The organism is Saccharopolyspora sp. ID03-671 (assembly GCF_045278815.1).
GTDB lineage: Bacteria > Actinomycetota > Actinomycetes > Mycobacteriales > Pseudonocardiaceae > Saccharopolyspora > Saccharopolyspora ipomoeae.
Genome location: NZ_CP134054.1, coordinates 1,074,365 through 1,093,267 on the forward strand (window position 1 = coordinate 1,074,365; position 18,903 = coordinate 1,093,267).

The window sequence follows — 18,903 nt, forward strand, 5'->3', positions numbered from 1 at the left end:
CCATCCCGTCGCGTGCCGTGGATCAGCCGTCCGTCACGTGCTGACCCCGGCGGAGTTTCCGGTCCGCTGCAACCAAGTTGGATGCCAACTCGGATCGCGGGGCGTTGAACAACTCACGTGGTGTGGTCGATTCGACGAGGCGACCGCCCTGCATGAGATGCACCTCGTCAGCCAGCGCGGACACCGCGGTGAAATCGTGGCTGATCAGCACGATGCTGGTGTGACACGTTGCTTTCACGGTAGCCAGTACGCGCAGCAGGTCGGACTGGTTGACCACGTCCTGCGATGAGGTGATCTCGTCGCAGATCAGCACCGATGGGCGGGCCAGCAGTGCGCGCGCCAGGGCCGCGCGCTGGAGCTGACCGCCAGAGAGCCCGGAGGGGCGCCTCAGAGTGTGCGCCGACTCCAGCCCGAGTGTGGCCAGCGCGTCTCCGGCCTCCCGGAGTGCGTCCGGGCGGGAAAGGCCTCTCAGGAGTTCCGCGGTTCTGGCGACCTGGTGCACCACTGGACTCCGCGTGTCGAACGCGGCGCGGTTGTCTTGGTGGATGTACTGCACGTGGCGGCGGTGTTCGCGAGGTCGTCGACGTGCCGTCGGGGCCAGTTCGACGTCGCCGAGGAGGATCCGGCCGGTGTCCGGACGGGTCAGCCCGGCCAGGCAGCGGGCCAGGGTCGTCTTTCCTGCTCCGGACCGCCCGATTATCGCGGCGCACCAGCCGGAGTGCACGGTCAGATCCACGCCGCTGATCAGAGGCGTGCCGTTCTTTGCCCGACGACCGATGTTGTCAACACGCAGCACAGGCTCAGGACCGGCCCGAGTGACGTCGGCATTGGCGGACAGGTGTCGCTCCGCTGCCGGGAGCTTTCTGATGTGGGCGTGGGTAGGCGCGGGCAGCGATCGCGTGGCTGTCCCGTGTTCGACGATCCGGCCGCCGTGCAAGACGAGCGTGTGGTGCGCGATCCTGCGGGTCAGTGCCAGGTCGTGGGTGAGCAGCACCAACGCCGTCCCGTTGGCCGCGAGAGCTGCCAACATGTCGGCGGTTTCGGATGTGGTGATGGTATCGGCACCCGTGGTGGGTTCGTCGAGGACGACGATGCCGGGTTGGGTGATCAGTGCTTGGGCGAGCGCGAAGCGTTGCTGCTGGCCTCCCGACAGTTGGTGCGGGTAGCGGCGCTGGAGGCCTGCTTCCGGGTTCAGCTGGGCTGCCGTCATCGCGTCCCGAACGGCGTGGTCACGTGTGCGGCGATCCGCGTGACGTAGTGCTGCTAGCTCGCGCAGCACGGTGCCAACGCGCCGCATCGGGTTGAGCACACCGGCCGGGTGCTGCGGCAACACCGCGGTCTTCCCGGCACGCACGCGGCGCCGCTGCGCATCCGTGCAGCCCAGAAGTTCGGTGTCGTGCAGCCGGACGCTGCCGGAAAGAGCGACGCCGGGTAGGGATTCGCCTTGCAACGCCAGTCCGAGCGTGGTCTTGCCGCTGCCCGACTCGCCGATGACCGCCAGCACGGTGCCCGGTCTCAGGTCCAGGTCGACGGTATTCAGCAACAAGTGGTCACCCGCGGCGGCGCGGAGCCCGCGCACGACGAGGATGGGTTCGCTCACGCCGCGACCTCGCTTCGTTTCGCTGCCGTGCGGTCGACCACGAGGTTGGCGCCGGTGCACAGAGCGACCAGCAACAACGCGGGCGCGACCACGGCGAGCGGTTGTAGGAACAGGGCTTCGCGATTGCGTTCCACCAGGACTGCCCAATCGCTGGCCGAGGCGGGCAGACCCAAGCCGAGGAAGTTAGCCGACGCCATCAGCTGCAACACCAGGATCAGTCGGCTGCCCGCGTCCACTGCCACCGGACCGAGCACTGCACGGCCGGTGTGCCATAGGTGAATCCGCCACCACGGTTCGCCTTGCAGGACCATGGTTTCCACGACCGTGCGACAACCCGGGGCCAGGGCGGCGCTGCGCGCCAGTCGCACGATCGCCGGGAGCTGCAGCACGGCGACCGCCACGACCAGGCTCGCCGCGCTCTGCCTGCCGGTCGCGGCCAGCACCAGCAGAACGAGAAGGCCAGGCAGCGCGAGCAGCACGTCCAGCCCGTGCAGCAATGCCTGGTCGATCCACTGCCGCGCCTGGCCGACCATCACCAAGGCCAGTGGGACGCCCGCGAGATAGGCCAGCGCCAGCGCCGCCCCGGTGAGCACGACGACCGTGCGCCCACCGGAGAGCACCAGCGCGAGCACGTCCCGGCCGAGCGCGTCGGTCCCCAGCAGGTGTGCCGAGTCCGGTGACAGCAGCGGACCGGCTTCCGACCGGGTGGTCCCGGCGAACACCGGCCCCAGCAGGGCCAGGCACAGCGGAATACCGAGCAGCAGCCATCCCGTCACGGCGCGCAGGAGGTTCGTCGTGGTCACACCACCACCTCCCGCTGCGGAATCAGCCGACGTGCCGCCACATCGGCGGCGATGTTGACCAGGACGGTCGTGAGCACGAACACCAGCGCATACCCCTGCACCACGGGAAGGTCGCGGGCTTTGACGGCGTCGACGAATCCCGATCCCACCCCGGTGAGCCCGAACAACGCCTCCACCACGACAACACCACCGAGCAGGCCGTCCACGGTTCGGGCGAGCTGCTGGACAGCCGGTGCGAGTCCGTTGGGCAGCACGTGACGCATCAGCACCGTCCGTTCCGGCACACCGAGCATTCGCAGGTGCGTCGCGTATCCGGCCTCGACCGCTTCTGCCACTCCGATCCGGATCTGCCGCGTCGGCGCGCACAACTGCTTGCACACCAGCACGGTGACCGGCAGCACCAACACCGCCGGCTCCTCGGCCAGCCAGAGACCCGACAGCCCGGCCGCGGTGGCGGGCAACCAGCCGAGCTGCAGTCCGAACAGGGCGACCAGCACCATGCCCAGGGCGAACTCCGGAATGGCGTCGAGCACGACAATCGCCGAGGTCAGCGCCCGGTCGGTGCGCGATCCCATCCGCACCCCGCTGAGCACCCCGATCAGCACCGCCAGCGGCAGCACGACCAGCAGCGTCAGCATGGCCAGCATCGTGGTGCTCATCAGTTCTCGACCGAGCTGCTCGCTCACCGATTGCCCGGTGAGCAGCGACGTCCCCAGATCACCTCGGGCCAGGCCTGCGACCCAGTCGAGGAACCGCTCCGGCCAGGGGCGGTCCAGGCCGAGCTGGTCGCGCAGTGCCGCCAGTTGCTGTTCGGTGGCGTTCTCGCCCAGCACGACCACCGCTGTGTCGCCCGGCAGCCAGGTAGTCAGCACGAACACGCCGGTGACGACCGCGACGACTTGCAGGAGTCCCGTGGCCAGCCGCCTGATCGCAAACTTCGGCATCAACCCAGCTCGGCGCGGTCGAACCGGGCCCAGTCCAGGGAGTTCGGCGTGGCCGCCCGCAAGCCCCGGACGTCGCCGGTGACCGCGACGTTCCAGTTGCTGAAGCCCCACACCATCAGCCCGCTGCGCTCGTGCGCGAGCTGCTGGGCCTGGGAGAGCAGCCGCGCCCGCTCTCCTTCGTCGGCGGTGGCCAGCGCCGTGCTGAACAGCGCGTCGAACTCGGGCGACTGGAAGTGGGTGTAGTTGTTGGTCCCGCTGCCGCTGGTCATCCGTTGTCCGAGGAATGCCGCCACCGGCAGGGCCGCGGTCCTGGTGTGCGCGGCCACGCCCTGTTCCTTGATGTCGGAGAAGTACGTCTCCGAAGGGCGCACCTGCGGGGTGACTCGGATGCCGATGTCGCCGAGCTGCTGGGCGATCAGCATCGCCGCCGGCTCGAAGTACGGGTCGGCGCCGCTGGTCAGCAGATCGAACGCCAAGCCCTCGGCACCCGCGTCGCGCAGCAGCGCCCTCGCGCGGTCGACGTCGCGCGGTCGCTGCGCCACGTTCTCAGCATAGTGGCGCAGTCCTTTGCCGAACAGATCGTTGCCCACGTCGCCCTTGCCGCTGAGAGCGACGTCGACGAGCGCCCGGCGGTCCACGCCGCGCAGGACCGCGTGCAGCACGCGAGGGTCGCGGAACGGTGCCCGGTCGACCTTGAACGCGACCGCCTGCATGGTACTGCGCTCGGCCGAGAGCAGCTGGGCCCGCTGATCGGCTTCGAGTTGGCGCGCAGCGTTCGCGCCGATGTCGTGGGCATAGTGCACCTGACCGGACAGCAGCGCCGCCACGCGGGCCGAGTCCTCGTTGATCGGCACGAACTCCAGTTCCGGCAGCGTCGGGGCGCCGGACCAGTGACCGTCGAAACGCGCGAACACCGCGCTCGCGCCCGGTTGGAAGTCCACGAAGCGGAACGGTCCCGATCCCACCGGGGCGTGGAAGTCGGTCGTGCCCGCCGGGACGATCTCGGCGCCTGGCGCGCCCCACGCCGACGGGAACTCGAAGTTGGGGCTGTTGAGCACCACTTCGAGCTCGGTGGCCGAGCGAGCGCGGCTGACGGCGAAGTTCACGCCAACGAATTGCTTGGCCGCAGCCGCCGAGGTGGCCGGGTCGGTGATGCGGCGGAAGCTGTAGAGCACGTCCTCGGCCGTCACCGGCCGGCCGTCGTGGAACCTGGCCTGGCGCAGCCGGATCAGCCACCGGGTGCCCGTCCCGTCGGGCTCCCACGATTCGGCCAGGCGCGGCACGACGCTCATGTCGTCTGCGTAGGCGACCAGCGTGTCGAATAGCGCTTTGGCCCGGGCCTGGTCGACGAACAGCGAGCTGGTGTGAGGATCCAGCGATTCCTTGGCGCCCGACGTCGGGAACGCCGCTCGAAGCCGACCGCCGCCCCCTGCTCCCGCACCGGCGCACCCGGCCAGCGGCAGAGCTGCCGCGGCACCCAGCGCCGTGGTCAGCATCCTCCGACGACTCCACAGTGGGCGCTTGCCGGTTTCGCTCATGCTCCTGCCTTCCTCTCATCGTTCCGGCACGGTGCCGGATTCCGCGTCAGCAGGCCTCGCCGGTGCATCACGGCGGTGCCCGCCGCACCGGCCAGACCCACCGCGCACAGCACCAGCCACGGCAACCAGCGCAGCCCCGGCGAGGAAAACGCGTCGAGCATCGCTCCGACGAGCCAGCTGACACCGGCCGCAACCAGGCTCGACACCAGGTAGTAGAAGCCGTAGTAGGTCCCCGCGAGCCGCTCGCTGCCCACGATCGGCAGCAACTCCATCGCGAACGGGTTCGTGATCGCCTGGCCGACGGTGAACAGCACGGTCGTCACGATCACCGGCAGCAGCACCCAGCTCTGGCCGGTCTCGCCCACCTCGCGCGTGGGCAGCAGCGGCCCGGCCACCATCAGCGGGACGAACGAGCACCCCATGCACGCCAACCCGACCGCCGTCGAGCGCCCCGACGACCAGCGCCCACGGCACCAGTTCGTGATCCGCACCTGGCCGAAGACTCCGATCACGGTGGAGACCACGAACACCACCGCGATCGCCCACGACAGCCCCGACACGCGCTGGGCTTCCAGCGGAATCGTCAGGTAGAGCTGGTTGTAGAGGCCGAAGTAGGCCGACAGCGACAACGTGAACGCCAGGAAACGTCGGTTGGTCACGACTTCCCGCCAGCTGCCGAGCACGCTGCTGCCCTGCGGTTCGACTTCCCGGTGCGGCAGCACCGCGATCTGCGCGGCGGTGAGCGCGGCGAAGGCCAGGCAGGCCACCAGCGCGACCGCGCGGAAGTCGATGCTCAGCAGCAACGCGCCGAGCAGCGGCCCGACCAGGGTCCCGGCGTGGGCGAACACGTTGAACACCGAGAACGCTTCCGCCCGGTGCTCGCCCGCCTCGTGCATCAGGTAGGTCCGCACGGCGGGGTTGAACAGAGCCCCGGCCAGTCCGGTCAGCACCACGGCCAGGACCAGGCCCGGCAGCGAGGTGAGCAAGGCGAACAGGCCGAAGGCCACCACCCGCAGCGCGCAACCGAGGATGATCATCGGCCGGCAGCCGATCCGGTCGGCGGCGGTTCCTCCCACGAGGAACATGCCCTGCTGGCTCAAGTTCCGCACTCCGAGCACGAGTCCGACCACGGCCGCGCCGTAGCCGAGGTCGTGGCTCATGTAGGAGGCGAGGAACGGCAGCAGCATGTAGAAGCCGACGTTGATCCCGAACTGGTTGACCACCAGCAACCGCGCGGGCGTGGACAACCGCAGGAAAGCTCCCTTGCTCGTCATGATGTCGCGCCCTCCTCGCACACCGGGCACCACTGCCCCGAGGTGGCTCGTCGGCAGCACGGATCAGCCACGGTGCGGCACCGCGCCCACCGCCGGCCCACGGCCTCGCGCGGGTGGTCCACGGTGGAGGGCATGGCGGCGCGTGCGACCAAGTCGTGGTGCCGGCAGAAGTCGTCGTCGTAGATGGACTCCCAGTACCGGTCCGGACCGTCGGGGAAGACCGCCACGACCCGATCCGAATCGAGTTCCCGCGCGCACCACGCGGCGACCATCGCGGTCGAACCCGTGCTCCAGCCACCGCTGACGAAGCTGCGCGCGGCCAGCCTGCGGCACGCGTCGGCCGCCTCGGCAGGCCCCACCCAGTGCACCTCGTCGAACTGGTCGTAGGCGACGTTGCCCGGGTGGATGCTGCTTCCCAGCCCGCGCATCAGGCGATGCCCGGGCACTTGGCCGAACAGGCTCGACCTCGGCGAGTCGACGCCCACGACGCGCACTCCGGGCCACCGCTTGCGCACCACCGAGGCGATGCCCGCGCTGTGACCACCGGTTCCCACGCTGCACACCACCGCGTCGAGCTCGTCGAACTGCACGGTGAGTTCGCGGCCCATCTCCCGATAGCCCGCTGGGTTGTCCGGGTTGTTGTACTGATCCGGCCAGTAGGCGCCGGGAATCTCCGCCAACAGCTCGTGCACCCGGTCCAGCCGTGCCCGCTGCCACCCACCGACCGGATGTGGTTGCGGGACGATCTCCACGCGGGCGCCGTAGGCGCGCAACAACCGCCGGGTCATCTCGTCGAGCTCGGAGTCGGCAACGATGACCACCGGATGTCCCAGCGCCGAGCCCACGAACGCCAGTCCCACGGCGAGGGTGCCGCTGCTGGACTCGACCACCGCAGCCCCGGTGCGGAGCTCACCGCGCTCGCGGGCGCCGCGCAGCATCGACAGCGCAGCACGGGCTTTCATGGTCGCCGGACCGACCGACTCCAGCTTCGCCCAGAACCCCGGGTGCGGTCGCGGAAGCGGTGTCGCCACGCGCAGCACTGGGGTGTCGCCGATGAGATCGAGCAACGACTCGCACTTCCTGCCACCCGCGACACCGTCGGCGGCGCCCTGCTGCAGCGGGATCACCCTAGACCCCCTCGGTAGAGGTGGACGTCGGTGTCGCCGCCGCTGAGCCAGAAGAACGGGTACGGCTCGGCCGACAGCCCCGTGATCTCCTCGCCCAGCATCTCGCGGAACACCGCGCTCCCGCTCTGGGCGAACATCACCAACGGCAGCTCCCGCGACCGGCACAGCGCGGCGATGGAGTCGAACGTGCCGTTGCCGAGCACCATTCCGGACGCGAGCACCGCGTCGGCACCGTCGATCGCGCGCTGGTGATCGGTGAGGACGGGTTCCTCCCACTCCGTCACGCCGCCCTTGAGATCGCAGGGCACGTAGTCGATCCCGCGTTCGCGCAGTGCCGCCAGAAGCGAGTTGACCACCCCGACCACGGCGACCCGCCCGCCTGCCGGCACTTCGACCAGCTCAGCCACAGCACGGGCACGCGCCGTGGACTTCTCCAGCGAGGTCCCCGCGGGCACTCGCACCGAGCGCGCCCGCGGGTGCCGCGCGTGCGGCACCGCATCCCCCAGGCAGGCGTCCAGCGCGGCCACCCGCACCGCCGTCACGGGGTGCCGCAGCAGCTCGGCCAAATCGGCCCCGACGATTTCGCGCACGACCTCGTCGTCGATCTCACCGGGCTCGACCGCGCAGGAGCCCACCGCTGAGCCCACCCGCACGCTCAGCACCGCGTTCACATAACCGCTGCGGCGCCCCACGTGCTGCGCCGCCTGCACGGTCAGGAAAGCCACCGATGTCTTCGCCTCGACGGATTTCCCGTCCCGATCACCGATCACGCGTTCCAACGCCGAATGAGCGCGCTGCCGCGGAAAAGGAAAACTCACAGACACAGTTGTCTCCACATCGCAAGAGGAACGGCCACGAAGCGCATGGCCCTATGCGATGCGGACAGCAACGAGACGAGCCCTCGACAGGCCCGAAAATGACACGACGACCCACTGATCCGGACGCACCGGTGACCTCCTCCGGGGCTCCGCGACCCCGTACGAATCGGCGTGACGACGCGAGTCTCCTGACTCGTGGATCGACGTCGCCTTCAGCCTTCCCACCGGACACTCGGCAGTGGCTCGAACGAAGACGACTCCTCACTCACAGTGGCGGGACCGTGCCGGATTCACACCGGCTTCCTCCACGCCGTCACATGGATGTTCGAACCAACATCGCAGCAGGAACCGCGCGCAGTCAATCGCCAAGTGATATCTATTGCACAGATCTAGCAACAATGATGATCTGTTCATTTGAACATGTGGAGGTGGAAATGCTGCAGGAGAAAGTCCGCGTGCTCGGGGATTACGAGGTGCGACGCGCCCGCAGAGAAGACATCGACAATGCTCGGACGCTGATGTTGAACACCTTCTACTGGGTCATGGGCCACGGATACGTTGCCGAGTGGCACGCCGACGTGATCGACCTCGAACGAACCTACTTCCACACACCAGGCCAAGCACTGTTCGTCGCCACGCTTGGTGACGAAGTCGTCGGGACGGCCGCTGTCCGCGCCAGTGGGCCGAAGAATCCACCACACCCGAAGTGGATCGCCGACCGCTACGGCACACCCGGTACCGCCCAGCTGTTCCGCACCTACGTCAATCCCGAACACCGAAGGAACGGGCTCGCCCGTGCCCTGGTGGAGCAGTCATGCGAGTTCATCGCCGAAACCGGGCGTTATGACACGATCTACCTGCACACCAATCCGGCGATCGAAGGCGCAGAACCCTTCTGGCGCAGCGTGGCCAAGGAGATCTACGACGCGCGGAACCACAGCCAGTACAGCCCGACCATCCACTTCGAGATCCCGGTACCACCAGCCACGACCGGCACGTGACCTGCGCTCTCGCTACTGGTACCCCCCGGCATCAACGGATCGGGGTTCCCCGGCGCCCACCACACCGTTCACATCCTTGCCGTGGTCGCCGCGCGCAGCTCCGATCCTGTGGACTACTTCGAGGCGATCAAGGTGTCGAAGTCAGGGAAGGAGTCGGCGAGGCGGCTGCCGGTGAAGTTGCCGACCCAGCCGTCCTCGTCGTGGAAGAAGCGGACCGAGACGTAGTCCGGGCGAGTGCCCATGTCGAACCAGTGGGTCGTGTGGGCGGGGACGCTGATCAGGTCGCCCGCTTCGCACAGCACCGCGTACACGCGGTCGCCGACGTGGAGGTAGAACACGCCTGCGCCGCGGGCGAAGAAGCGATCCTCATCGTCGTCGTGGGTGTGCTCGGAGAGGAACTTCTCGCGAGCCACGGCCGCCTTCTCCGCCCACTCCGGCGTGCCCTCCGGGATCATGCTCATCGCGTCCACGAGCACGTAGCCCTCGGTGTCCACGACGCGCTGCACCTGGTCCGAGTACGCCTCGAGCACCTCGTCACATGTCGGCTCGGCCGGCAGGTCCACCAGCGGCCAGCGCTCGAACCGGACGCCCAGCTCCTTGAGCTCGGCGGCGATCTCCTCGCCGTCGGTGGACCGCAGCAGCACCTCGTCGGGGGCGTCGTCGGCCCACACCGTCAACAGCGTCATCACGCACTCCCTTCAACAACGTTCATGCTGGTGGCCGTGGCGAACCGGAGCAACCACTCCAGGCATTCGAGCCGGTGGCGAGCCTCGAGCAGGTCCTCGCCCCAGACGTAGACCCCGTGCCGCGCGACCAGCAGCGCAGGCGTGTCCGCGCGGAAGCCGCGTTCGAACGCATCCCCCAGCACCGTCATGTCCTGGCCGTTGCCGATCACCGGGATCGTCACGACGTCGTCGTGGGCGGCGCGGCCGAAGCCCTTGAGCATCTCCAGGTCCCGCAGGACGACACCGTCCGGCCAGCGCTCGGCGGCCAGCACCGGGGCCGGCGCGTGCACGTGGACCACCGCACCCGCGCCCGACACCGACGCGATCCGGGCGTGCAGGCCCGCCTCGGCCGAGGGCTTGCCGCCGTCGACGGCGATGCCGTGCTCGTCCACGACCACCGCGTCGTGCTCGGTCAGCTCGCCCTTGTCGCCGCCGCTGGCGGTCACCACCAGGCGCAGCGGATCCCGGGACAGCACCTCCGAGAGGTTTCCCGACGTGCCGCGCATCCAGCCCATCGCGGCGTAGCGCGCGGACTCGGTCGCCAAGCGCGCCCCGATCTCGATCACCTCGTCACCCACCGGGCACCACCTCGACCTCCGGCAGCTCCTTCACCGCGCGGTGCGGGCCGAAGTCGGCGTCGGCGAACGGCTCACCGGGACGGGCCAGGCCGACCGTGCGCCAGCCGGCCGCGGCGGCCGCGTCGAGTTCGGCGGGCACGTCGGAGAAGAACACGATCCGCCCCGGCTCGGCCCCCAGCGCCTCCGCGATCGCCCGGTACGACGGCTCCTCGCGCTTCGGGCCCGCGTTGGTCGTGTCGAAGTGCCGACCCTCGAACAGACCGGTCAGGTCGCCGTCGGTGGTGCGCGAGAACGACGCGACCTGCCCGGCCGCCGAACCCGACGAGAACACCGCGAGCCGCAAACCCGCCTCCCGCCACGACCGCAGCGTCGGCGCCACGTCACTGAACAGCGTCGTCGTCAGATCGCCGACCGCGTAACCGTGCTCCCAGATCAGGCCCTGCAACGTCTTGAGCGGCGGGACCTTCTCGTCGGCGTCCATCCAGCCGTGCAGCACCGACACGATCTCGTCGGTGGAGGCGGTCTCCGCGAGCTCCGCGCGGGCGCGGATGTCCTCGACCGCTCCGATCACCACCGGGTCGTCGGGGTGCTCATCGATCCACGGCCCCAGCCTCGGCCGCGCGTAGTCGTAGAGCACCACGTGCACCTGGCTGGTCGCGGTGAGCGTGCCCTCGATGTCGAGGACCACCCACTCGACGGCGATCTGCTCGCCGGGCTTCGTCACAACTCCTCCTCGTACCTGTCCAGCTCGTGCGGCCCGAACGGGCCTCGGTCGGTGACCACGGTGGTCACGAATCGCAGTGGTGTCACGTCGAAAGCCGGGTACCAGCCGCGGATTCCCGGTTCGGACACCCCAGCGGCGGCCAGCACCTCGGTGCCGTCGCGGTGCTCGATCGGCACGTCCCCGGCACTCGGCGCCGAGGCGTCCGGCGCCTGCACCATCGCGTGGAACGGCACGTCGAAGGCGTGCGCGGCGACCGCCAGCCCGAGCGTACCGATCTTGTTGATCACGTGACCGTCCATCGTGACCCGATCGGCAGCGGTCACCAGCGCGTCCACCTCGCCGGAGGCCAGCAGTGCGGCCCCCATCGAGTCGGTGATCAGCGTCGTGTCGACTCCCATCTCGGCCAGCGTCGCCGCGGTCAGCCGCGCGCCCTGCGTGTACGGGCGGGTTTCGGTGCAGGCGAACCGCACCCGCTTCCCCCGCTCGTGCGCCGCGCGCACCAGCTCCACCAGGTACAGGTCCGCCCAGCAGTGCGTCAGCACGCAGCCCTCGTCGGGCAGCAGCGCGGCGGTGTGCTCGCCGAGGACGCGACTGCTGTCGCGGTAGACCTGCTCGCCCCACCGCGCGCCCTCGGTCGCCGAGGCCACCAGGTCGTTCTCGTCGACCCGCGACAGCACCCGGTCGACCGCCTTGCGCAAGTGGTTGTTGGTCGGCCGGGTCGACACCAGGCGCGCGCCCGCCTTGTCCATCAGAGCACGGGGATTCGCATCGCCCTCGGCCTCGCGCGCGGCGAGCACCATGCCCCACAGCGCGGCGAAGTAAGGCCCGGAGGACTGGGTGACCATGTCCTCGATCGCCTGCGCGACGTCCTCCACCGTCGCGCACCGCACCCACTCGCGGCGCTGTGGGAACACGCGACGGTCCAGGACGTACACTCCGTCGTCGGCGATCCGCACGCTGTCGGCCAGCACCGGCAGGTCCATCAGCTGTACCCCGAGGGAGTCGGGTAGGCACCGGTGAGGACGTGATCGCCCACCTCCCGCGCCTTGTGCGACACCGGGTCGTGAAGCGTCAAAGTGCGGGCGTTGCGCCAGAAGCGGTCCAGTCCCACCGCGTTCGACGTCGAACGCGCACCGGTGAACTCGAAGACCCCCGAGGCGACCTCGGTCGCAAGCCGGCTGGCGACGATCTTCGCCGAGGCGATCGCGACCGCGGCCTCACCGCGCTGCTCGGCACCCAGATCCACACCCGCTTCGAACGCCGACCACAGCTGCGCGGCCGCCTCGTCGGCCAGGGCACGTGCCGCCCGGGTTCGTGCCGCCCACTCGCCGTACCCGGCCAGCGCGTAGGGATCCTCGACCGCGGCGGCGACACCGGACGGAGTCCAGCCGCGGCTGCGGGTGCGGGTGTAGTCGGCGGCCTCGGCCAAGGCGCCCTCGGCGATGCCGACCGCGACCTGGGTGAGCATCAGCTGAAAGCCCAAGGCCGCCAACGACCTCAGCACCGCTCCCGGGGCCTCGTCATCGGTGGCGCCCAGCACCTCGCCGTCGGAGATGTACGCCTCGTTGAAGGTGATGGCACCGCTGGCGGTGAGCCGCTGGCCGAGGTTGTCCCAGCCGTCCGGGTAGGAGATCCCGTCGGCGCGGGCGTCGATCGTGAACGTCACCTTCGCCTCGGTGTCGGTCCGCACGCCGCTGACCACGAGCCGGTCGGCGACGCTCGTTCCGGTCGCGAAGGTCTTGGTCCCGTCCACGCGCAACCCGCCCGGCACAGGCGTGAGCTGCAGCGCCGCGTCCAGGGGGTTGCTCACTCCGGCCCAGAACCAGTTCTCCGTCGTCGTGGCGCGCTCCAGGCGCTCGAGCTCGTCGGGCCGGTCGAACAACCTCGTTCGCCACAGCTGCAGGAAGTGGTACCCGAGCAGGTGCCCGACCGAAGCGTCAGCGGCGGCCACGATCCGCGTCACCTCGTTGACCGCCGACCAGCCGGCTCCCCAACCGCCGCGTTCGCTCGGAACGAGCAGCGTCAGCAGACCTGACTTGCGGAGCCGGTCGACCTCGTTGAACGGCTCGGCACCGATGCGCTCCCGCTCCACCGCGTCGGCCCGCAAATCCGCCGCCAGCTTCTCGGCAACGACCTTCCAGTCCTCGCTCACCACGACTCCCTCACTCGGCAGCACCACCGCAGCCAGTTCCTTCGATGCTAGCGACGGTCATCGGTTGTTGAAAATCATTGTCGAAATGGTTCCGCGTGCTGAGATGCTGCGGCTGTTGGCTCGAAAACCCGGTGCGGCCGAAACGGAATTGCGAGCCAGCAGACCCGACCGCGCAACCCGCCCTTCGCCGGTTGACCACACCGGGGTGATGCCTTGGACGGTGCTCACACCACGGGGATGGAGATCTCGTAGTAGACCGCCGGGCTGTGGCGGGGGTCGGTTCGGCCGTCGTGGACTTGTTTCGCGACGCTGCTCCAGAACGGTTCAGCGCCGTCGATGTCGGGGTTGGCGTGCAGGTAGATCGTGTCGTAACCCGGGGTGATCGCGATGAATCGGCAGGCCATGTCCACCAGCTCGCGGGCGAGGCCGTTGCGGCGGTGTTCAGCGCGGACGTAGACGCGGAAGATCTGTGCCGTCGTGCCCGAGGGGTAGCGCTCGGCCAGCCAGGGCGCGTGCGGTGGGCTTTTCGGCCCGTCCTCCCGCACCGCGGCGGTGCCCACGATCTCGTCGTCGAACGCCGCCACGAACAAGGCTTGTCGCGGGTGTGAGAAGTAGGCGCTGTCCATGTCGATGACGTCGGCATGCCATTGGGGTCGGTAACCGTGGCCGAAGACACGGTAGAAGGTGTCGAGAATGACCGACCGTGCGCCGTCAGCGTCGGCTGGTCCGGCTTCGCGGATCACGTACTGGCCGACTCGGCGCTCTTCCAGTTTCGCCACGGTTACCTCCCTCATCGACTATCGTTGTTGCAAAATATATGCGATTAGTGTCTCGCTATGTGTCGCGACCTGCGGTTTCCGGGGTTGCGGCATGCACCAGCGCTCGGGTGGCCGCGTGTTGCGGGGAGTCGAGCACCGCGCTGGTGCGGCCGTGTTCGACCACCCGGCCGTCGTCGACGATGAGCACTCGGTGCGACAGGGCGGCCACCGCGTGCAGGTCGTGGGTGATCATCAGCAGCGCGCAGCGGGTGTTGGTCTGCAGCTTGGCGAGGATGCCCAGCAGGTCCTCGCGGCGGCGCGCGTCCAGGCCGGAGGTGATCTCGTCGCAGATCAGCACGTCCGGCTCCGCCAGCAAGGCCCGCACCAGCGCGGCCCGCTGCAGCTCACCACCGGACAGCGCCGAAGGCAGCCGGCCGACGCTGGACTCGGGCAGCCCCAGTGCCTCGAGCTCCTCGATCGCGCGAGCGCGCGCTTCGGTCGGGTCGAGCCCGCGCAGCCGCTCGGCCGTGCGCGCGACCTGGTGCAGCACCGGGGTGAACTCGCCGAACGAAGCCCGGGCGTCCTGGAAGACGTACTGCACCCGCGCCAGCTGCTCGCGCGATCGCCGCCGCAGCACCGGGGACAGCCGATGATCGTCGAGCAGGATCTCTCCGCTGCGGAAGCGGTGCAGCCCGGCGATGCAGCGCGCCAGGGTAGTCTTGCCGCTTCCGGAGCGCCCCAGCACGGCCACCCGCTCCCCCGGCGCGATGTCGAGCTCGATGTGGTGCAGGGTGTCGCCGTCGCGGTGCCCCGCGCGGAGCCCCCGCACCCGCAGCACCGGATCGGCCCCCGCCTGCGCCTGCGGAACGACGGGATCCGGACGGTCCAGTGAGTCCACATCGGACTCCTCCAGGACGCTTCCTTCGATGGACAGCACTCGGTCGGCGATCTCGCGCACCAGGTCAAGGTCGTGGGTGAGCAGCAGGATCGCGATGCCCTGCTCCGCCACCGCGCGTAGCTCGGCCCCCAGCTGGGAGCGGATCACCGGGTCCTGGCCGGTGGTCGGTTCATCGGCGATGAGCACGCGGGGACGCCCGATCAGCGCCTGAGCGAGCACCACTCGCTGTTGCTGGCCGCCGGAGAGCTGGTGCGGGTAGCGCCGCAGGTATCGTTGACCGTCGGGCATTTGGGCCTGCCGCAACGCTTCCAGCACCCGCTCGCGCACCTGTGCTTTCGGCACGTGCAGGCGCGCGATCTCGGCGAGCACCGAGCCCACGCGGCGCACCGGGTTCAGCGCCGCCGAGGGTTGTTGCGGGATGTAGCCGACGGTGCCGGGCGCGAAGCCGGAATCGACCGCGGCACCTTCGATCTCGACGGTGCCCGTGACAGTCACCCCGGGTGCGGTCTCGCCGAGCAGAACCCGCGCCAGCGTGGTCTTCCCGCTGCCGGATTCACCGACCAGCGCGGTGATCTGCCCGGCGCGCAGGGTGAACGACGCTGCCGAGAGCAGCGTGCAATCCCCTGCTGTGATGGTCACGTCATGTGCGGCGACTGCGGTCACCGAGCCTCCAAGAAGTTCACGTCGCGATTGCGCAACCAGCGGTCGAACAACAAGTTCACGCCGACCGACAGCACCACGATCAGCACAGCGGGAACGACCACGGCCCACGGCTGCAGGAACAGCCCGGTGCGGTTGCGGTCGACCATGGCTGCCCAGTCGCTGGCGCCGGGGGCCACGCCGACGCCGAGGAAGCTCGCCGAGGCGGCCAGGTAGACCGCGCCGGTGAGCCTGGTTCCCAGATCGGCGGCGAGGGTGCGGCGCATCGCTCGCGCTACGTAGCTCACCGCGATCCGCGCGCGGTGCTCGCCTTGCAGGCGCATCGCCTCGACCGCGGGCCTGGTCGAGAGCGACAGCGCGGCGGCGCGGCTGATGCGCACCACGTCCGGCAGGTTGATCAGCGCCACGACCCCGACCAGAACCCACATGTTGCCGGGCGCCAGGGCGGCCAGCAGCAGCAACATCAGCATCGAGGGCATCGCCAGCAGCACGTCCAGCGGGCGCATCAGCACCTCATCGAGCAGCCGGCTGCGGGTCATTCCCGCCACCAGACCCATCGGCACGGCCAGCAGGTACGTACAGGCCGTGGCCGTGAGAGCCGTGACGACAAGCGATCGCCCGCCCAGAAGGACCTCGTTGGCCACGTCGCGGCCGAGGAAGTCGGTGCCGAACAGGTGGCCGCCGCCGAGCAGGAAGGCCACGTCCTTGGTGGTGTCCTCGGAGGCGAACATCGGCCCGAGCAGCGCCAGCACGACGGGCACAGCCACCAGCACGCCCGGGAGCAGGTACTTGGTCATCGGCCCACCTCCGACGTGGGAGACAGGACGCGGGCGGTGATGTCCGCGCCGAGGTTGACCAGCACCGTGGTGCAGGCGAACACCAGGGCCAGGCCCTGCACGACCGGAAGGTCGCGGGCCGAGACCGCATCCAGCAACGCGGTGCCCAGCCCGGGCACCACGAAGATCGCCTCGACCACGATCACCCCGCCCAGCAGCCAGTCGGCGGTGCGCGCCAGCTGCTGCACCGCCGGAGCGGCCGCGTTGGGCAGCACGTGAAAGAAGCGGATGCGCACCGGGGAGAGCCCGAGCCTGCGGACGTGCTGGACGTACGGCGAGCGCTGGGCTTCGATCACGCCGGCCCGGATGAGCCTGCTCAGCGAGCAGATCGGACGCAGCAGCAGCACCAGCACCGGCAGCACCAGCAGCGCCGGGTTGGCGACCAGCGAGCTGCCGATGGCCGTCGGCGGGAACCAGCCCAGCTGCACCGCGAACACGGTGACCAGCAAGATCGCCATCGCGAACTCCGGTGCGGCGTAGAGCCCCAACGTGGTGCTGGTGATCGCCCGGTCCACCCGGCCGCCCTCGCGGTTCGCGGCCAGCATGCCCATGCCGGTCGACAGCGGCACCAGCAGCGCCAGCGCCAGACCGGCCAGCAGCAAGCTCGGCCCGATCGCGGATCCGATCACCTCAGCCACCGCCCTCGGACCCACCAGCGACGTCCCGAAATCACCTTGCACCGCAGTGGCCAGCCACTCGGCGAAGCGCTCCCACGCAGGCCGGTCCAGGCCAAGCTCCTCGCGCAGGCCGGCGATGATGGCCGGGTCAGGGTTGTCGCCCGCGATGGTCACCGCCGCGTCACCCGGCAGCGCCTCGGTGAGCGCGAACACCCCGACCGCGACCAGCAGCACCTGCAACACGCCGAGCGAGAGTCGGCGCGCCACATAACCGATCACGCCAACCACACCTTGTCGAAACGGGCCCAGTTGAGCGTGTTGGCCGGGGACTTATCGTCGATGCCGCCCACGTTCGGCACCGAGCCGACGATCCAGTCCGACACGCCCCACCAGATGAAGCCGCCTTCCTCGAACAGCTGCCGCTGCATCCGGCCGTAGAGCTCGGTACGCTCGCGCTCGTCCAAAGTGGACTGGGCGGAGTTGTAGAGCTCGTCGAACTCCGGTCGCCGCCACGCCGTGTTGTTGGTCGTGGAAGTGGTCAGCAACCGCTGCGAGAAGTGCGAGTCCAGCGGCAACCCGCCCGAGCGGTAGCTGGCCAGAACGCTGTTCTTGGCGATGTCGGACCAGTAGGTGTCCTTGTTGCCCAGCTTCACATTGAGGTTGAGCCCGATCTTGCGTGCCTGATCGCCGATGGCCAGCGCGGCCTCCTTGAGCCCGGTGGAGGCATCGGACGTGTCGAAGTCGATGGTCATGCCTTCGGCACCTGCCTTGCGCACCAGATCCCGGGCCAGGTTCAGGTCCTGCTTGCGCTGCGGGAAACCGGCGTAGTAGCGGTAGCCCTGGCCGTAGACGTCGTTGCCGACCTGGCCGGAGCCCTGCAGCACCGACCGGACCAGCTCCTCGCGGTCGATGAGGTGGTACATCGCCTGCCGCAGCTCGGGCTTGTCGAACGGCGGGCGGTCGACCTTCATCGCCAACCCTTGGAAGTTGCTCAGCGGCAGCCGCAGCACCCGTAGCTGGCCGCTCGCCTCGTAGGTGCGGGCGCTGGTGAGGGTGAGGTCGTTGGCGTACTCGACCTGCTTGCCCAGCAGCGCGTTGACCCGCGCCGCCTCGTCGTTGGTGACCACGATCTCCAACTCGTCGAGCAGCGGTGCGCCGTCGAAGTAGTCGGGGTTGCGCTCACCGAGGAAGGCACGTCCGGGCTCGAAGGACTTGAACTTGAACGGCCCCGACCCGACCGGCCGGCTGAAGTCCGCGGTGCCCTCCGGGATGATGTAGGCGCCGAGAGTGGCCAGCGCGTTCGGGAACTCGGCGTAGGGCCACTTGAGCCGGAACTCGAGGGTGCGGTCGTCGATCGCGCGGCTGTTCGGCAAGTCGATCACCGACAGGCTGGCCTTGGCCCGGCGCTTGCTGCCGGGGTCGGTGATGCGCGCGTAGCTGTAGAGCACGTCGGCGGCCCGCACCGGACGCCCGTCGTGGAAGTTGGCTTGCCGCAACGTGACCCGCCAGGTCATCAGGTCGGCCGAGGGCTCCCACCGTTCGGCAAGTCGCGGCTGCGGCGACATGTCGTTACCGCTGTCGGCGAGCTTGTCGAACAGCGCCTTGGCCCGGGCGATCTCGACGTAGAGGTCGCAGTCGTGCGGGTCGAGAACCTCGGCCGAACCACCCCCGGCGAAGGCCGCGCGTAACCGGCCACCGGGCTTGGGCGCGCCCACCTGCGGCGCACCGGCCGGAGCGCAGCCGGCCAGCACGGCACCGGCCGTGACCGCCCCGGCGGCGGTCAGGCCGAGGAAGCGTCGTCTGTCGAGGTCGAACATGGCGATCTCCTACTTTGTCGGGGTCGGGTCAGT

At 69.5% G+C, this 18,903-nt stretch carries 18 protein-coding genes and 1 riboswitch; of the genes, 1 reads left to right on the forward strand and 17 read right to left on the reverse strand.

Annotated elements, in window-relative coordinates; translation table 11 throughout:
• Positions 1–22: 22 nt before the first annotated feature.
• The 7 genes from REH65_RS05060 to REH65_RS05090 are packed head-to-tail and all read right to left on the reverse strand — an operon-like array spanning position 23 to position 8,011.
• Complete coding sequence (locus tag REH65_RS05060) at positions 23–1,600, reverse strand: ABC transporter ATP-binding protein (protein ID WP_175548272.1); 1,578 nt, start codon at positions 1,598–1,600, stop codon at positions 23–25.
• Positions 1,597–2,403 carry an ABC transporter permease subunit gene (locus tag REH65_RS05065; protein WP_245776136.1) on the reverse strand — a complete coding sequence of 269 codons (807 nt, stop codon included), beginning with the start codon at positions 2,401–2,403 and terminating at the stop codon, positions 1,597–1,599. Before REH65_RS05065 ends, REH65_RS05060 begins: the two co-directional genes overlap by 4 nt.
• Complete coding sequence (locus REH65_RS05070; protein WP_093423250.1) at positions 2,400–3,347, reverse strand: ABC transporter permease; 948 nt, start codon at positions 3,345–3,347, stop codon at positions 2,400–2,402. Before REH65_RS05070 ends, REH65_RS05065 begins: the two co-directional genes overlap by 4 nt.
• A complete protein-coding gene (locus tag REH65_RS05075) occupies positions 3,347–4,885 on the reverse strand; it encodes an ABC transporter substrate-binding protein (protein WP_406691477.1) in 1,539 nt (512 codons plus the stop codon). Before REH65_RS05075 ends, REH65_RS05070 begins: the two co-directional genes overlap by 1 nt.
• The gene (locus REH65_RS05080; RefSeq protein ID WP_093423244.1) at positions 4,882–6,159 is read right to left on the reverse strand and encodes an MFS transporter; all 1,278 of its coding nucleotides are present in this window, start codon (positions 6,157–6,159) and stop codon (positions 4,882–4,884) included. Before REH65_RS05080 ends, REH65_RS05075 begins: the two co-directional genes overlap by 4 nt.
• Positions 6,156–7,286, reverse strand: a complete 1,131-nt coding sequence (locus REH65_RS05085; RefSeq protein ID WP_245776135.1) for a PLP-dependent cysteine synthase family protein — start codon at positions 7,284–7,286, stop codon at positions 6,156–6,158. The genes REH65_RS05080 and REH65_RS05085 overlap by 4 nt, the downstream gene beginning before the upstream one ends.
• A complete protein-coding gene (locus tag REH65_RS05090) occupies positions 7,283–8,011 on the reverse strand; it encodes a Rossmann-like domain-containing protein (RefSeq protein ID WP_245776134.1) in 729 nt (242 codons plus the stop codon). Before REH65_RS05090 ends, REH65_RS05085 begins: the two co-directional genes overlap by 4 nt.
• A gap of 253 nt (positions 8,012–8,264) precedes the next feature.
• Positions 8,265–8,440, reverse strand: a riboswitch (cobalamin riboswitch).
• Positions 8,441–8,538: 98 nt separating this feature from the next.
• On the opposite strand from REH65_RS05090, the gene REH65_RS05095 reads away from it, so the two are divergent.
• Positions 8,539–9,105, forward strand: a complete 567-nt coding sequence (locus REH65_RS05095; RefSeq protein ID WP_245776153.1) for a GNAT family N-acetyltransferase — start codon at positions 8,539–8,541, stop codon at positions 9,103–9,105.
• Between the two features lie 113 nt (positions 9,106–9,218).
• Here the strand turns inward: REH65_RS05095 and REH65_RS05100 are convergent, their stop codons facing one another.
• The 10 genes from REH65_RS05100 to REH65_RS05145 form a co-directional block, all read right to left on the reverse strand.
• Entirely contained in the window at positions 9,219–9,791 is a 573-nt protein-coding gene (locus REH65_RS05100) for an acireductone dioxygenase (protein WP_093423241.1), read from the reverse strand.
• On the reverse strand, positions 9,791–10,408 hold the full coding sequence (mtnB, locus tag REH65_RS05105; RefSeq protein ID WP_406691478.1) for a methylthioribulose 1-phosphate dehydratase: 618 nt from the start codon (positions 10,406–10,408) through the stop codon (positions 9,791–9,793). Before mtnB ends, REH65_RS05100 begins: the two co-directional genes overlap by 1 nt.
• Entirely contained in the window at positions 10,401–11,132 is a 732-nt protein-coding gene (mtnC, locus tag REH65_RS05110; RefSeq protein WP_406691479.1) for an acireductone synthase, read from the reverse strand. The genes mtnB and mtnC overlap by 8 nt, the downstream gene beginning before the upstream one ends.
• Entirely contained in the window at positions 11,129–12,115 is a 987-nt protein-coding gene (locus REH65_RS05115; protein ID WP_406691480.1) for a s-methyl-5-thioribose-1-phosphate isomerase, read from the reverse strand. The genes mtnC and REH65_RS05115 overlap by 4 nt, the downstream gene beginning before the upstream one ends.
• Positions 12,115–13,284, reverse strand: a complete 1,170-nt coding sequence (locus REH65_RS05120) for an acyl-CoA dehydrogenase family protein (protein WP_406691481.1) — start codon at positions 13,282–13,284, stop codon at positions 12,115–12,117. The genes REH65_RS05115 and REH65_RS05120 overlap by 1 nt, the downstream gene beginning before the upstream one ends.
• 224 nt (positions 13,285–13,508) lie before the next feature.
• Positions 13,509–14,063: a GNAT family N-acetyltransferase gene (locus REH65_RS05125; RefSeq protein ID WP_406691482.1), complete on the reverse strand. Its 555-nt coding sequence runs from the start codon at positions 14,061–14,063 to the stop codon at positions 13,509–13,511.
• 55 nt (positions 14,064–14,118) lie between these two features.
• Positions 14,119–15,603, reverse strand: coding sequence for an ABC transporter ATP-binding protein (locus tag REH65_RS05130; RefSeq protein WP_406691483.1), 1,485 nt, complete (start codon positions 15,601–15,603; stop codon positions 14,119–14,121).
• The gene (locus REH65_RS05135) at positions 15,600–16,397 is read right to left on the reverse strand and encodes an ABC transporter permease (protein WP_406691484.1); all 798 of its coding nucleotides are present in this window, start codon (positions 16,395–16,397) and stop codon (positions 15,600–15,602) included. The genes REH65_RS05130 and REH65_RS05135 overlap by 4 nt, the downstream gene beginning before the upstream one ends.
• Positions 16,394–17,332: an ABC transporter permease gene (locus REH65_RS05140; protein ID WP_406691485.1), complete on the reverse strand. Its 939-nt coding sequence runs from the start codon at positions 17,330–17,332 to the stop codon at positions 16,394–16,396. Before REH65_RS05140 ends, REH65_RS05135 begins: the two co-directional genes overlap by 4 nt.
• The gene (locus tag REH65_RS05145) at positions 17,329–18,870 is read right to left on the reverse strand and encodes an ABC transporter substrate-binding protein (protein WP_406691486.1); all 1,542 of its coding nucleotides are present in this window, start codon (positions 18,868–18,870) and stop codon (positions 17,329–17,331) included. Before REH65_RS05145 ends, REH65_RS05140 begins: the two co-directional genes overlap by 4 nt.
• Between the last annotated feature and the right edge of the window lie 33 nt (positions 18,871–18,903).

What these genes read in the sequence shown, in the direction of transcription:
- REH65_RS05080 (WP_093423244.1), bottom strand. Translation starts at nt 6,159, where the DNA reads ATGACGAGCAAGGGAGCTTTCCTGCGGTTGTCCACGCCCGCGCGGTTG.
- REH65_RS05075 (WP_406691477.1), bottom strand. Translation starts at nt 4,885, where the DNA reads ATGAGCGAAACCGGCAAGCGCCCACTGTGGAGTCGTCGGAGGATGCTG.
- REH65_RS05100 (WP_093423241.1), bottom strand. Translation starts at nt 9,791, where the DNA reads ATGACGCTGTTGACGGTGTGGGCCGACGACGCCCCCGACGAGGTGCTG.
- REH65_RS05135 (WP_406691484.1), bottom strand. Translation starts at nt 16,397, where the DNA reads ATGACCAAGTACCTGCTCCCGGGCGTGCTGGTGGCTGTGCCCGTCGTG.
- REH65_RS05070 (WP_093423250.1), bottom strand. Translation starts at nt 3,347, where the DNA reads ATGCCGAAGTTTGCGATCAGGCGGCTGGCCACGGGACTCCTGCAAGTC.
- REH65_RS05095 (WP_245776153.1), top strand. Translation starts at nt 8,539, where the DNA reads ATGCTGCAGGAGAAAGTCCGCGTGCTCGGGGATTACGAGGTGCGACGC.
- REH65_RS05115 (WP_406691480.1), bottom strand. Translation starts at nt 12,115, where the DNA reads ATGGACCTGCCGGTGCTGGCCGACAGCGTGCGGATCGCCGACGACGGA.
- REH65_RS05145 (WP_406691486.1), bottom strand. Translation starts at nt 18,870, where the DNA reads ATGTTCGACCTCGACAGACGACGCTTCCTCGGCCTGACCGCCGCCGGG.